Source organism: Streptosporangiales bacterium, assembly GCA_009379955.1.
Lineage (GTDB): Bacteria > Actinomycetota > Actinomycetes > Streptosporangiales > WHST01 > WHST01.
Genome location: WHST01000084.1, coordinates 1 through 12606, shown reverse-complemented (window position 1 = coordinate 12606; position 12606 = coordinate 1). Strand labels below are relative to the sequence as shown.

At 70.5% G+C, this 12606-nt stretch carries 11 protein-coding genes; 9 read left to right on the top strand and 2 right to left on the bottom strand.

Translation table 11 applies throughout. From position 1 onward, the window contains the following. Positions 1 to 67 precede the first annotated feature (67 nt). The 6 genes from GEV10_21995 to GEV10_21970 all read left to right on the top strand — a co-directional run bounded on the left by GEV10_21995 (position 68) and on the right by GEV10_21970 (position 6379). Positions 68 to 1516 carry an MFS transporter gene (locus GEV10_21995; GenBank protein MQA81121.1) on the top strand — a complete coding sequence of 483 codons (1449 nt, stop codon included), beginning with the start codon at positions 68 to 70 and terminating at the stop codon, positions 1514 to 1516. Positions 1517 to 1664: 148 nt separating this feature from the next. Further along, positions 1665 to 2822 carry an ATP-binding cassette domain-containing protein gene (locus GEV10_21990; GenBank protein MQA81120.1) on the top strand — a complete coding sequence of 386 codons (1158 nt, stop codon included), beginning with the start codon at positions 1665 to 1667 and terminating at the stop codon, positions 2820 to 2822. Positions 2823 to 2834: 12 nt separating this feature from the next. Further along, positions 2835 to 3482, top strand: coding sequence for an ABC transporter permease subunit (locus GEV10_21985; GenBank protein ID MQA81119.1), 648 nt, complete (start codon positions 2835 to 2837; stop codon positions 3480 to 3482). Then, entirely contained in the window at positions 3482 to 4255 is a 774-nt protein-coding gene (locus GEV10_21980) for an ABC transporter permease subunit (GenBank protein ID MQA81118.1), read from the top strand. The genes GEV10_21985 and GEV10_21980 overlap by 1 nt, the downstream gene beginning before the upstream one ends. A gap of 56 nt (positions 4256 to 4311) precedes the next feature. Then, positions 4312 to 5241 (top strand): glycine/betaine ABC transporter substrate-binding protein, encoded by a 930-nt coding sequence (locus GEV10_21975; protein ID MQA81117.1) that lies wholly within the window; start codon positions 4312 to 4314, stop codon positions 5239 to 5241. Positions 5242 to 5434: 193 nt separating this feature from the next. Further along, positions 5435 to 6379 carry a hypothetical protein gene (locus tag GEV10_21970; protein ID MQA81116.1) on the top strand — a complete coding sequence of 315 codons (945 nt, stop codon included), beginning with the start codon at positions 5435 to 5437 and terminating at the stop codon, positions 6377 to 6379. Between the two features lie 106 nt (positions 6380 to 6485). On the opposite strand, the gene GEV10_21965 is transcribed toward GEV10_21970, so the two are convergent. Beyond that, positions 6486 to 6731 carry a DUF2630 family protein gene (locus GEV10_21965; protein MQA81115.1) on the bottom strand — a complete coding sequence of 82 codons (246 nt, stop codon included), beginning with the start codon at positions 6729 to 6731 and terminating at the stop codon, positions 6486 to 6488. 92 nt (positions 6732 to 6823) lie between these two features. On the opposite strand from GEV10_21965, the gene GEV10_21960 reads away from it, so the two are divergent. Both GEV10_21960 and GEV10_21955 read left to right on the top strand, forming a co-directional pair. Beyond that, the gene (locus GEV10_21960) at positions 6824 to 8131 is read left to right on the top strand and encodes an MFS transporter (protein ID MQA81114.1); all 1308 of its coding nucleotides are present in this window, start codon (positions 6824 to 6826) and stop codon (positions 8129 to 8131) included. Between the two features lie 29 nt (positions 8132 to 8160). After that, the gene (locus tag GEV10_21955) at positions 8161 to 9468 is read left to right on the top strand and encodes a hypothetical protein (protein ID MQA81113.1); all 1308 of its coding nucleotides are present in this window, start codon (positions 8161 to 8163) and stop codon (positions 9466 to 9468) included. 84 nt (positions 9469 to 9552) lie between these two features. On the opposite strand, the gene GEV10_21950 is transcribed toward GEV10_21955, so the two are convergent. Next, positions 9553 to 11058, bottom strand: a complete 1506-nt coding sequence (locus tag GEV10_21950) for a phospholipid carrier-dependent glycosyltransferase (GenBank protein ID MQA81112.1) — start codon at positions 11056 to 11058, stop codon at positions 9553 to 9555. Positions 11059 to 11255: 197 nt separating this feature from the next. On the opposite strand from GEV10_21950, the gene GEV10_21945 reads away from it, so the two are divergent. Continuing rightward, complete coding sequence (locus GEV10_21945; GenBank protein MQA81111.1) at positions 11256 to 12473, top strand: sensor histidine kinase; 1218 nt, start codon at positions 11256 to 11258, stop codon at positions 12471 to 12473. Positions 12474 to 12606: the final 133 nt, after the last annotated feature.

Genomic DNA, 12606 nt, shown 5'->3' with positions numbered 1-12606 from the left:
GAGGCGGGCGCACATGAGCACGACACCGGTCGAGGCAGGAGCTGTACGAAGTCTGGTTCCCGCACGGATGGACCGACTGCCGTGGACGCGCTTCCACTGGATGGTCGTCATCGGACTCGGCATCTCGTGGATCCTCGACGGCCTGGAGATCCAGATGGTCGCCGACGTCGGCGCGATCCTCACCGAGGACGCCAGCGGGATCGGGATCAGCGCCAATCGCGTCGGCCTGCTCGCCTCGGTCTACCTCGTCGGACAGGTCTGCGGCGCGCTGGTCTTCGGTCGGCTCACCGACCGGCTGGGACGAAAGAACCTCTTCATCCTGACGCTCGCCATCTACCTCGTCGGCAGCGGTCTCGCGGGATTCTCCTGGGACATCTACTCGTTCCTGGTCTTCCGCTTCATCGCGGGCATGGGCATCGGCGGCGAGTACACCGCGATCAACTCCGCCATCGACGAGCTCATCCCCGCGAAGTACCGCGGGCGCGTCGACATCGCGGTCAACGGCACGTACTGGGGCGGCGCGCTCATCGGCTCGCTCGGCGCGCTCGTCCTGCTCAACCCCGACCTCGTCCCGATCTTCTGGGGCTGGCGACTGGCCTTCTTCATCGGCCCGATCCTCGGCCTGTTCATCATCTACCTGCGCAGGCACATCCCGGAGAGCCCCCGCTGGCAGCTCACCCACGGGTACGCCGACACGGCCGAGAAGACCGTCGACGAGATCGAGCGCACGGTCGAACGCCAGGGCGGCGAGTTGACCCCCGTCGACGACAGCAAGGCGATCGAGGTCAAGGGCGAGAAGTCGATCAACCTCCTCAGGGTGGCCCGCATCCTGTTCAAGGAGTATCCGAAACGCTCCGTGCTCGGCGCCACGATGATGATGACCCAGGCGTTCCTCTACAACGCGATCTTCTTCACGTACGCGAACGTGCTGCAGACACACTTCCACGTCGAGCACGGCGCCATCCCGCTCTACTTCATCCCGTTCGCGTTCGGCAACCTGCTCGGCCCGCTGATCCTCGGTCCGTTCTTCGACACCATCGGCCGGCGCAAGATGATCTTCGGCACCTACACGATCGCGGCCGTGGTGCTCGCCCTCGCGGCGATCCTGTTCAACGCGGGTCTCCTCAGCGCCCTGACGCAGACGATCCTGTGGTGCGTGTGCTTCTTCTTCGCCTCGGCGGGAGCCTCGTCCGCGTACCTCACGGTCAGCGAGATCTTCCCGATCGAGATGCGCGGTCAGGCGATCGCGCTGTTCTTCTGCATCGCCCAGCTCACCGGCGCGCTGGCTGCCTTCCTCTACGGCCTGCTCATCGGCGAGGGAGCGAACCCCAGCCCCGGCCCGCTGACGGTCGGCTACTTCATCGGCGCGGTCCTGATGTTCACCGGCGGCGTGGTGGCATTGGTCATCGGCGTCAACGCCGAGCGCCAGTCGCTCGAGGACATCGCCACCCCGTTGACGGCCGTCAAGCGCAGTGGCTCGACGCGGTTCGAGGGGCCGTCGCCGATGAACGCGTAAACCGAGTACCTTCATCGACTAGGTCGGATTCGAACGGGTCCGTTCACCCGGAGCGGACCCGTTCGCCACGTTCGCGGTGGTTCGACTTGACATGTCCTGTGCCCGCTGAGAAGGATTGAGCGGTTCTGTACCGGGCGAGAGGTCCGACGTGATCGAGTTCGAGTCCGTCACCAAGCGTTTCCCCGGCGGGGGTATCGGGGTCGACAGCCTCAGCCTCACCATTCCCACCGGCAAGATCACCGTGTTCGTCGGACCGTCCGGCTGCGGCAAGACGACCTCGCTGCGCATGATCAACCGGATGATCGAGCCGACGTCGGGTCGCATCACGCACGACGGCAACGACCTGTCCCGACTCGACAAGGCGCAGCTGCGCCGCGGCATGGGCTACGTCATCCAGCAGGTCGGCCTGCTCCCGCACCGCACCATCATCGACAACGTCTGCACCGTGCCGTACCTCATCGGTCACAAGAAGGCAACGGCGCGCAAGAACGCGATGGAGCTGCTCGAGCGGGTGGGTCTCGACGCGGGCATGGCCGGGCGCTACCCGGCACAGCTCTCCGGCGGACAGCAGCAGCGTGTGGGCGTCGCCCGTGCGCTCGCGGCCGATCCGCCGGTCATGCTGATGGATGAGCCGTTCAGCGCCGTCGACCCGATCGTGCGGGAGAGCCTGCAGGAGGAGTTCCTGCGGCTCCAGCAGGAGCTCTGCAAGACCATCGTCTTCGTCACCCACGACGTCGACGAGGCGGTCAAGCTCGGCGACCAGGTCGCCGTCTTCGGCGGCGGCGGCAGGCTCGTCCAGCTCGATCCGCCCGAGGTCCTCCTCGGCAACCCGCGCAACGGCTTCGTCGAGAGCCTGATCGGCCGCGACCGCGGCTACCGGCGGCTGTCGTTCGTCCCGGCCCGCGAGCTACCGCTGCACCAGCCGGTGACGGTCGCCGTCGACGCGAGCCCGACCGACGCGCGCAAGGTCGCCCAGGACTCCGGCGTGCGCTGGCTGCTCGGCGTCGACACCGACGGCGGGCCGGTGTCGTGGCGCGACGGTCACGACACCGACGACACCGAGCTGGCGCATGTCCCGGTCGGCACCACGTTCACGACCGACGACTCCTGCCGGATCGCGCTCGACGGCGCGCTCGCCTCGCCGGCCGGCATCGCGGTGCACGTCGACGAGCACGGACGCGTCGCCGGAGCGGTCGGACACGACGACATCGCCCGCTTCGTCACGGCGCAACGTTCGGCGGAGGCCGAATCCGGCTCCGGCGGCGTCACTGACGCCGCGGACGAGACGTCCGCCGAACCCGCATGAGGGGGCCGGCGCATGTTTGAGTTCCTCGACGCGAACTCGTCGACCATCGTCGACGCGCTGGTGGAGCACCTCTACCTGTCGTTCCTGCCGATCCTCATCGGGATCGTGGTCGCGCTCCCACTCGGCATGCTGGCCGTGCGCTACCGCTGGGCCGACATCCCGCTGCTCGGCGCGTCGAGCGTCGCATACTCGATCCCGTCGCTGGCGTTGTTCATCGCCATGCCCGGCCTCATCGGCACCAAGATCCTCGACCCGCTCAATGTCGTCATCGCGCTGTCGCTCTACACCGTCGCCCTGCTCTTCCGCAGCGTCGCGGACGGCCTGCGGTCGGTGCCTGAGCCCGTGCGCATGGCCGCGACGGCACTCGGCATGAAGCGTCCGCGGCAACTGCTCACCGTCGAGCTGCCGATCGCGCTGCCGATCATCGCCTCGGGCCTGCGCGTCGCCGCGGTGTCGAACATCAGCATGGTGAGCGTCGGCGCGCTGATCGGTGTGGGCGGGCTGGGAGCGTTGTTCACGTACGGCTTCCAGATCCAGTCGTTCCCGTTGCTGGTCACCGGCATCGTGCTCTCCGTGGCGCTGGCGCTGATCGCCGACGTGCTGATCGTCCTGGCCCAACGACTCACCACGCCGTGGACGAGAGCGAGGGCGACCCGCTGATGTTCGCCGACCTCTTCGACTACCTGGGCTCCGCGGCCAACTGGACCGGCGCCGACGGCATCCCGATACGCCTCGCCGAGCACCTGCAGTACACCGTGCTGACACTGCTCATCGCGTTCGTCATCGCGTTCCCCCTCGGCCTGCTCATCGGACACACCGGCAAGGGCGCGTTCCTGGCCATCAACATCGGCAACGCGGGTCGCGCCCTCCCGACACTCGGCCTGCTGATCCTGCTGGTGCTGCTGATGACGCTCGGCGTCGTCCCCGTGCTGATCGCGCTCGTGATCCTGGCGATCCCGCCGATCCTCACCTCGACGTACGCGGGCATCAGGAGCGTCGAGCCGGACATCGTCGACGCCGCCCGCGGCATGGGCATGCACGAGCGGCAGACCCTGTTCAAGGCCGAGCTGCCGGCCGCGCTGCCCGTCATCGTCGGCGGGCTCCGCACCGCGACCCTGCAGGTCGTCTCGACCGCGACGGTGGCGGCGTACGTCGGGCTCGGCGGGCTCGGCCGCCTGCTGATCGACGGCCAGGCGCAGCGCAACTACACCGAGATGCTCGCCGGCGCCGTCATCGTGGCGGTCCTGGCCATCGTGCTCGACGTCGCCTTCGTGGGGCTCAAGTTCGTGGCGGCTCCTGGTGGGCTCGCTGCGCGCAGGTCAGCGCAGGAGCATGACGAGCGGGCCGCAGGTAGGGGTCGCGACGCCGCGAGTGCCCGTGACCAAGCCGTCGCGGCACCTGCCGGAGGCCCGGGAGGAAGCGGGCACGCATGATAAGGACACGACAGACCGGCGGGCGACCGTCGCACAAGAGGCATGAAGGAGACACCATGCGACGTAAGCTCATCTCCCTCGCGGTCGCGGCGGCGGCCATGCTCGCCCTCGCCGGTTGCGGCGGAGGCGGCGGCGGGGACCCGCTCGAGGGTGGCGGCGGCAGCGAGGAGTCGGAGTCGATCGTCATCGGCTCGGCGAACTTCCCCGAGAACTCCCTGCTCGGCGAGATCTACGCCCAGGCACTCGAGGCCAAGGACGTCAAGGTCGAGCGGAAGTTCAACATCGGCACCCGCGAGGCGTACATCCCGGCGCTGAAGGACGGCTCGATCGACCTGCTGCCCGAGTACACCGGCAACCTGCTGTCGTACCTCAAGGAAGGCAAGTCGCCCGGCAACAACCTCGACGCGGACAAGGTCTACACCGACACCAAGGCCGCGTTGCCCGACGGCGTGGTCCTGCTCGACAAGTCGTCGGCCGAGGACAAGGACGCCGTCGTCGTCACCGCCGCGACCGCGCAGAAGTACGACCTGAAGTCGATCGAGGACATCAAGCCGCACCAGTCCAAGCTGATCCTCGGTGGCCCGCCGGAGTGGGAGACCCGCTACACCGGGCTCAAGGGCCTGAAGGAGCTGTACGGCGTCGAGTTCAAGAGCTTCCGCAAGCTCGACACCGCCGGGCCGATCAGCGTCAAGGCGCTGAAGGACGACAAGGTGCAGGCGGTCAACCTGTTCACCACGCAGAGCGCGATCAAGCAGAACGACTTCGTCGCGCTGGAGGACCCGAAGAGCCTCTTCCTCGCCCAGAACGTCACGCCGCTCATCGACGAGGCCAAGGCCACCGACAACGTCAAGGAGACCCTCAACGCGGTGTCGGCCAAGCTGACGACGGCCAACCTCACGGACCTCGTCGCACAGGTCGAGGTCGACAAGAAGGATGCCGCGACGGTCGCCAAGCAGTTCCTCGAGGACAACGACCTGGTCACCTGACCCACCGTCCCAGCCCGCCCGGTGTGTCCCCGTTGATCACGTCAACGTGATCAACGTCGACTTCACCTCGTGCCGGGACGAGGTGAAGTCCCCGTTCACGAGGTGAAGTACGGCGCCGTGGACAGCGGTCGCGCCGTCCACATTCTGCGTGCACGCGGGCTCCGGCGGTCGGTCAGGCGTGGACGATCGGCCCATGAACCGACGACTTGCCGTACTGGCTGCCGGCCACGGCGGCGCCTTCACCACCACCGAGGCCGCGACATGCGGCTATTCGACCGACGCCGTCCGTGCGTTCGTACGCGACGGCACCTGGCTGCGGCTGCGGCGCGCCACCTACACCGACCGCGTCGCCTACCTGGCCCTCGACGCGCTCGACCGGCATATCGTCGACATCCAGGCGGCACTCCTGGCGTTCGGTCGCCGTGTCGTCGTGAGCCACACGTCGGCGGTCGTCCTGCACGACACCGCCACCTGGGCGCCCGACCTGTCGCTGGTCCATCTCACCCGCGTCGACGGTGGTTCGCCGCGCATCTGCCACGGCGTGCAGCACCACGTCGGTGACCTGCGCGACCAGGAGATCACGCAGGTGTGCGGGATCCCGGTCGTGGTGCCCGAACGCGCGATCGTCGAGGCAGCCGGGCTCTGCTCCTTCGAGCAGGCGGTCGTCATGGCCGACCACGCGTTGCACACGGGCCTGGTGACCCGCGAACGGCTGCGCGCGCAGGTCGAGGCCGGCCGGGACTGGCCCGGGTCAAGGAACACCGGCGCGGCCGTGGGATTCTCCGACGGCCGGTCGGAGAGCGTGGGCGAGTCGCGGGCGCGGGTGCTGATGTACGAGGAGGGTCTACCCGAGCCCGAGCTGCAGAAGGAGATCCGCGACGGCCGTGGCCGCCTCGTCGGCCGCGTCGACTTCTTCTTCCCCGACCACGACACCGTCATCGAGTTCGACGGCCGGGTGAAGTACCAGGGCTCGGGACCGGATGCGAGCGACGCGGTCGTCCGGGAGAAGCGGCGGGAGGACGACATCCGAGAGACCGGCAAGGAGGTCGGCCGCCTCGACTGGGGCGACCTCGGCCACCCGGCGGCCACCGCCGTCAGGATCCGCGCCGCCTTCGCCCGCGCCCGCCGCCGACGTTAGCGGGTGCTTCACCTCACGAACCTGGACTTCACCTCGTCCCGACACGAGGTGAAGTCCCCGTTGATCACGTTAACGTGATCAACGGGGCAGCCGGTGCCGCGAGGGGTTACTGGAGGTAGCGGCGGACCTCTTGCACCGTACGGACGTCGGTGGTCTCGGGATCAGTGCCGGCGTCGGTCGCGGCCCGGCGGCGGCGGAGCAGGTCCCAGCACTGGTCGAGCTCGTCCTCGAGCTGCTGCAGGCGTTCGCGCTCCTGCGCGCCGTCGATCTCGCCCTGGCTGAACCTGCTGCGCAGCTCGTGCTCCTCCGCGACGAGCTCGTGCACGCGACCCAGGATGTCGGTCTCGTTCATGGCCGCCCCCTCACCAGGCCCCAGTCTTGCGCAAGATCGGGGTCGCCGAAACCCCATCGCCCTCCCGTACGCGGTGACGCTAGGTTGCCCCGGTGCCTCTTCGCCGCCTGCTCACCTCGCTTCGCGGCGGCCCGTTGGGGAGCCGGAACTTCCGGCTGCTCGCCGGCTCCATCACGGTCTCGATGTACGGCAACGGCATCGCGATCGTCGCGCAGCCGTTCGCGATCTTCGCCGTCGGCGGGACGGTCGCCGAGGTGGGGTTCGCCGCCGCGGCGGCGACCGTGCCGCTCGTGCTCTTCCTGCTCGTCGGCGGAGTCGTCGGCGACCGCTTCCCCCGGCACCTGGTGCTCGCGTCGGCGAACGTCGTGCAGGGCACCTGCCAGCTCGTCTCCGGCGTCCTCGTGGTCAGCGGGGTCGGCGGACCCTGGCTGCTGATCGCGCTCGTGGCGGTGCGCGGGTGCGCGTTCGCGTTCGTGCTGCCGGCCGAGCAGGGGCTCGTCCCGCAGACGGTCAGGCCCGACCATCTGAGCGCGGCGAACGCCGTCCAGCGGCTCGGCATCAACGCCGCCCGCATCGTCGGGGCGTCGTCCGGCGGCGTGCTCGTCGGGACGGTCGGCGCGGGCTGGGCGCTCGTCGTCGACGCGGCGACGTTCGGACTCGCGGCGCTCGCGCGGGCGGGCATGCGGTTCCCGGCACCGGCGCCGGTGGCCAGGACCCACCCGCTCCACGAGTTGCGCGAGGGTTGGCGAGAGTTCCGGAGCCGCCAGTGGCTCTGGGTGATCGTGGTGCAGTCGGCCCTGGTGATCGCGGTGCACTCCGGTGGCATCAACGTGCTGGGACCGCTCGTCGCGCGCGAGAGCCTCGGCGGTGCCGGACCGTGGGGTCTGATCATGGCATCGTCCGCCGTCGGCGCGTTCGCCGGCGCGGTGCTCATGCTGCGGTGGCGACCACGCCGGCCGCTGCTCGTCGCGGCGCTCTCGGTCTTCTTCGACCCCCTGCTGCTCCTCGGGCTCGCCGTACCGCTGCCGGTGCCGTACCTCGCTGCCGCGATGTTCCTCTCCGGCGCCAGCCAGGGAGTGTTCGGCGTCACCTGGTCGACGACGATGCAGCAGGAGATCCCGCCGGGCCTGCTCTCCCGGGTCGCCGCCTACGACTCGCTCGGCTCGTTCGCTCTCGCGCCGGTCGGCGCCGCGCTCGCCGGCCCGATCGCGCTCACCGCCGGCACGGACGTCACCCTCGTCGGGGGTTACGTCCTCGTCGCCGCGGTCACCGCCGCCGCCCAAGCTGTCGCCACAGGTACGGCACCTGCCACGGCGCCGGCATCCGCAGCCCGAGTAGGAATCCTTCGGAGAGTCGCAGTCACCGGTCGATTTGATGCGGCGCGGGCGCGGAGACCTTAGTCTTGGCGACGATCGACCGGAGGTCCGCCATGCCCCGCATGCTCTCCCGCAGGCTGACGACCGCGACAGTCGTCGCGGCGGCCACGTTCCTCGTCCTTCCCGGCACGGCGGTCGCCGCGCCGGACGACGGCGCCGCCGACCGGCACGTGTCCTACACCGAGTGGGACGGCGCCCGCGAGCTCCGCAAGGGCTCGACCGACGGCGCGCGGACGGGAGCCGGCGGGCTCGTGCTGTCGCGCGGCACCACCCCCGTCTCCTATACCGACCCGTTCGGCGACGGCTCCGCGCGTACGTACGACGCCGGCACCTGGACCTCGCCGGTCCACCGTCCCGGCTTCGACGCCAACGAGGCCATCGCGTCGTGGAACGCCGACACCCCCACGGGCACCTGGATCGAGGTGCAGCTGCGCGGCAAGCGCGCCACGGGTGCGGGCTGGACCACGTGGTACGAGATGGCGCGATGGGCGTCGGGCGACGACTTCGCGCGCGGCGACATCCACCGCACGTCGGTGCCCGACCAGGCCGACGACGACGCCGACATCTGGGTCGACACGTTCCACGCCGACGACGGCAAGAGCATCGACGCCGTCCAGGTCCGCGTCACGCTCTATCGGCTGAGCGGCACCCACGCCACGCCGCGGGTGTCGAAGATGGGCGTGATGGCGTCCGCGCTCCCCGACGTCGAGACGGTGCCGACAAGCGACTTCACCCTCGGCCGGCAGATCGACCTGCGCGTCCCCGAGTTCTCGCAGAACCTGCACGAGGGTCACTACCCGGAGTACGACGGCGGCGGCGAGGCCTGGTGCTCGCCGACGTCGACCACGATGGCGCTCTACCACTGGCGCCGCACGGTCTCGTCGCGCGACACCGCCTGGGTCGAGCCGAAGCCGCACGACGACCCGCAGGTCGACTACGCGGCCAGGTACACCTACGACCACGACTACGAGGGCGCCGGCAACTGGCCGTTCAACACCGCGTACGCGGCCGGCTTCCGCGGCATGGACGCGTACGTCACCCGGCTGCGCACCCTCGCCGAGGCCGAGCGCTTCGTCGCCCGCGGCATCCCGCTGGTGATCTCGGTGTCCTTCGACGAGGAGGACATGGACGGCGCCGGCTACAGCACCAACGGCCACCTGTTCGTCATCGCCGGCTTCACGAAGACGGGGGACGTGATCATCAACGACCCCGCCACGTCGAGCGACGCCACGGTCACCCGCGTCTACAAGCGGGGCCAGGTCGAGAACGCCTGGGTGCCACACTCGGGCGGACTCACGTACATCATGCGACCCTCGTACGTGCCGCTGCCCACGCCACCCGGCGCCGAGCCCAACTGGTAGGCGCCCCACGAACGGGTTGCCCGGGTCCTGAGGCCCCCCGACCCCCAGGACCCGGGCAGACCGGGCCTCCCCCGCGAGGTCCGGTCACGCGAACGCCCGCTGCATCCGCGGCCACATCATCGGCAGCGGTCGGCGTGGCGAGGAGCATGTGAAGACCGGCACGTCCTTGTTCTGTCCGACCGACCCGGCCGGCGTGCCCGGCGCGGTCGCGACGCGGTCGACGTGTGCGAACCACTTCTCCAGCTCCACGGCGGAGCCGCCGACGTAGAGCACCCGGTCCGTGCGCGCCGGCGGTGCGCCGAAGTACCAGTAACCCCGGTTCGACGAGTACACCCGCGGCGGCAGGCCGTGCCGCGGGCCGAACACCTCGAGCGCCGCGGCCTGGTAGTACATGTGCGCCATCACCGTGGTCCGTTCGCGCTCACCCGCGGGCAGCTCGTCGTACGTCTTGCCGGCAACCGCGACGACGTCCTGCCAGCCGCCGGACAGGCCGAGCGTCGGCGACGGCGCCATCGCGGTCGAGACGACGGCGAGGACGGCCATCACGGCGCAGGCCGGCACGGTGGGGACCCACCGCCACCAGCGCGCGACCGGTCGCCGCCGCAGCTCCACCGCACCCACCGCCCAGCAGAGCGGGACCAGGCCCATGGCGTAGTAGAACCCGCCCGCCGTCACGACGAAGAGCACGGTCGTCCCGACCACGGCCCAGCCGAGGAAGCGGTACGGCCGCAGCTCGGGTGAGCGCAGCAGCCGCCAGAGGCCGTAGCAGAGCAGGAACGCCCCGGGGATCCCCGCGCCGACGACGACGGCAGGCACGAACCAGGCCGGCTGCCAGATGATCTTCCCGCCGGCGGAGAGCACCTGGGCCATCTCCAGCTGCGGCCAGCCGTTCCGCGCCTGCCAGACGATGCCCGGCACCATCGTCACGACGGTGATCGCCGCACCCAGCCACAGCATCGGCCTGGTCAGCAGTCGCCGCGGCCCGACCGCCAGCAGCGCGACCGCGAGCACGACGAGAAACCCGCCGATCAGGTACTTGACCTGGACGTCGACGGCGACCGTCAGCCCGAACAGCAGGAGCAGCCGGTCGGCCCGGCGACCCTCCTGCCGGAGGCGCACCCACCGGACGAGCAGCCAGATCGCCAGCGTCCAGAGCACCGGGTCGATGGAGTACGTCCCGAGGATGCGCGCCATGCCGAGGAACACCGGCGACAGCGGGTACGCCGCCGCGGCCAGCCACTGGGCGCGACGGTCGCCGCCGAGCTCCCTGGCGATCAGCGCGGTGAGCACGCAGCCGGCGCCGGCGAGCAGGACCATCGGCAGCCGCAGCGCGACGAGCGAGTCGGGGAACGCGGAGTGCAGCGCGTGCGCGAGCAGTGGGACGAGCGGCGGCTGGTCGGCGTAGCCGAACGGGCGCCCGCCCGCGGCGACGAAGTAGACCTCGTCGGCGAAGTAGCCGCCCCTGCCGCTGTTCAGGAGCAGCAGCAGGCTCGTGGCGCCGGCGATCGCCAGCACCGGCAGGCGCGCGAACGGTGCCAGCTCGCGCGGAGCCCCGATGTCGGTGGTTGCGCTCGCCCCGGTCGTGACCATGGACCGATCCTGTCGCCGCACGCGCGTCGTGAGCGACGGCCGAACGTCCAGACCGCTTCGACCATCGGCTAACGCACCCACGACGTCCGTCGGTGTCGACCGCCGCGGGCCACAACGTACGGTGCATGACCATGGGGACCGTCAGACCGGACGTCGCGTCGCTGTCGCAAGACCGCCGGAGGCAGCAAGTACTCCGAATGCGACCGAAGCACCTGTGGCAGCTGCCCGCCGTCCTCGGCACCGAGTTCGACCCGGAACCGAGGTCGGGGCCGGTCCGCAGGACGGCACGCGAGTGGATCGTCGACGTCGGGCTCGTCTTCCTGACCCTCGCCACCGGCGCGCTGAGCTGGCTCGGCAACGCCGTCTCGACGCCGCCGGTGCCGACCTGGCAGCTGGTCGTGCAGGGAGGCGGCGGGGTCCTGAGCTGCCTGGCCCTGTGGTTCTGGCGCCGCTGGCCCGTCCCGAGCACCGTCGTGGCCGCGCTGGTCGCGGTGATCGCGCCCGCTGTCAGCGTGGCGTCGAGCATCAACCTCTTCCGCACCACGGTCCACCGGCGGCCCAGGGTGTCCCTACCACTGCTGGCCCTGACGCTCGTCGCCTGGCAGGTATCGGCTGTGCTCGACTCGGTCCGCCCGCTGCCGCTGGATGTCTGGGCGCTGCTCGTCGTCGTCGCCGGCGCCGCCCTCTACGCGAGCGCCAGCTTCGTCCGCGCCCGCCGGCAGCTGCTGCTGTCGATGGTGGAGCGCGCCGACCGGGCGGAGTCCGAGCAGCTCCTGCACGTCGAACGGGCACGACGCCTGGAGCGGACGAGGATCGCCAGGGAGATGCACGACGTGCTGGCGCATCGGCTGTCGCTGCTGAGCATGCACGCGGGCGCGCTCGAGTTCCGTCCCGACGCGTCGCCGCGGGACGTCGCGCTCGCCGCGGGCGTCATCAGGGAGAGCGCCCACCAGGCGCTGCAGGATCTCCGCGAGGTCGTCGGTGTGCTGCGGGAGAGCGCACCCGACGACGCACCCGAACGGCCGCAGCCGACGCTCGCCGCGGTCGGCGAGCTCGTCGAGGAGTCGCGCGAGGCCGGCATGCGGATCGCGTTCAGGAACGACGTCGACGCCGGCGCCGTGCCCGAGAGCATGGGCCGCACGACGTACCGCATCGTGCAGGAGGCCCTCACCAACGCACGCAAGCACGCGCCGGGCGCGCCGGTGACGCTGGAGCTGTCGGGGTCGCCGGGCGCCAGCCTGGCCATCGAGGCGCGCAACCCGCTGCGGCGCGGCGCGGCGCCGACACGGATCCCGGGCGCCGGCACCGGCCTGGTCGGCGTGGCCGAACGGGTGAGCCTCGCCGAGGGCAGGCTCGTGCACGGCCCGACACCCGAGGGCGAGTTCCGGCTCACGGTGTCGCTACCGTGGCCCTAGTAGTACTTTGTTATGTCGAGTCTGCGGGGGTGGGTGGGCGTGGCAGGACGGGTTGCAGGCAGAGACGGCAAGCGCCGGTCCAGACGCCGAGTAGGGCCTGGAGTTCGCGGAGGACGGCGTAAAGAGTCAGGCC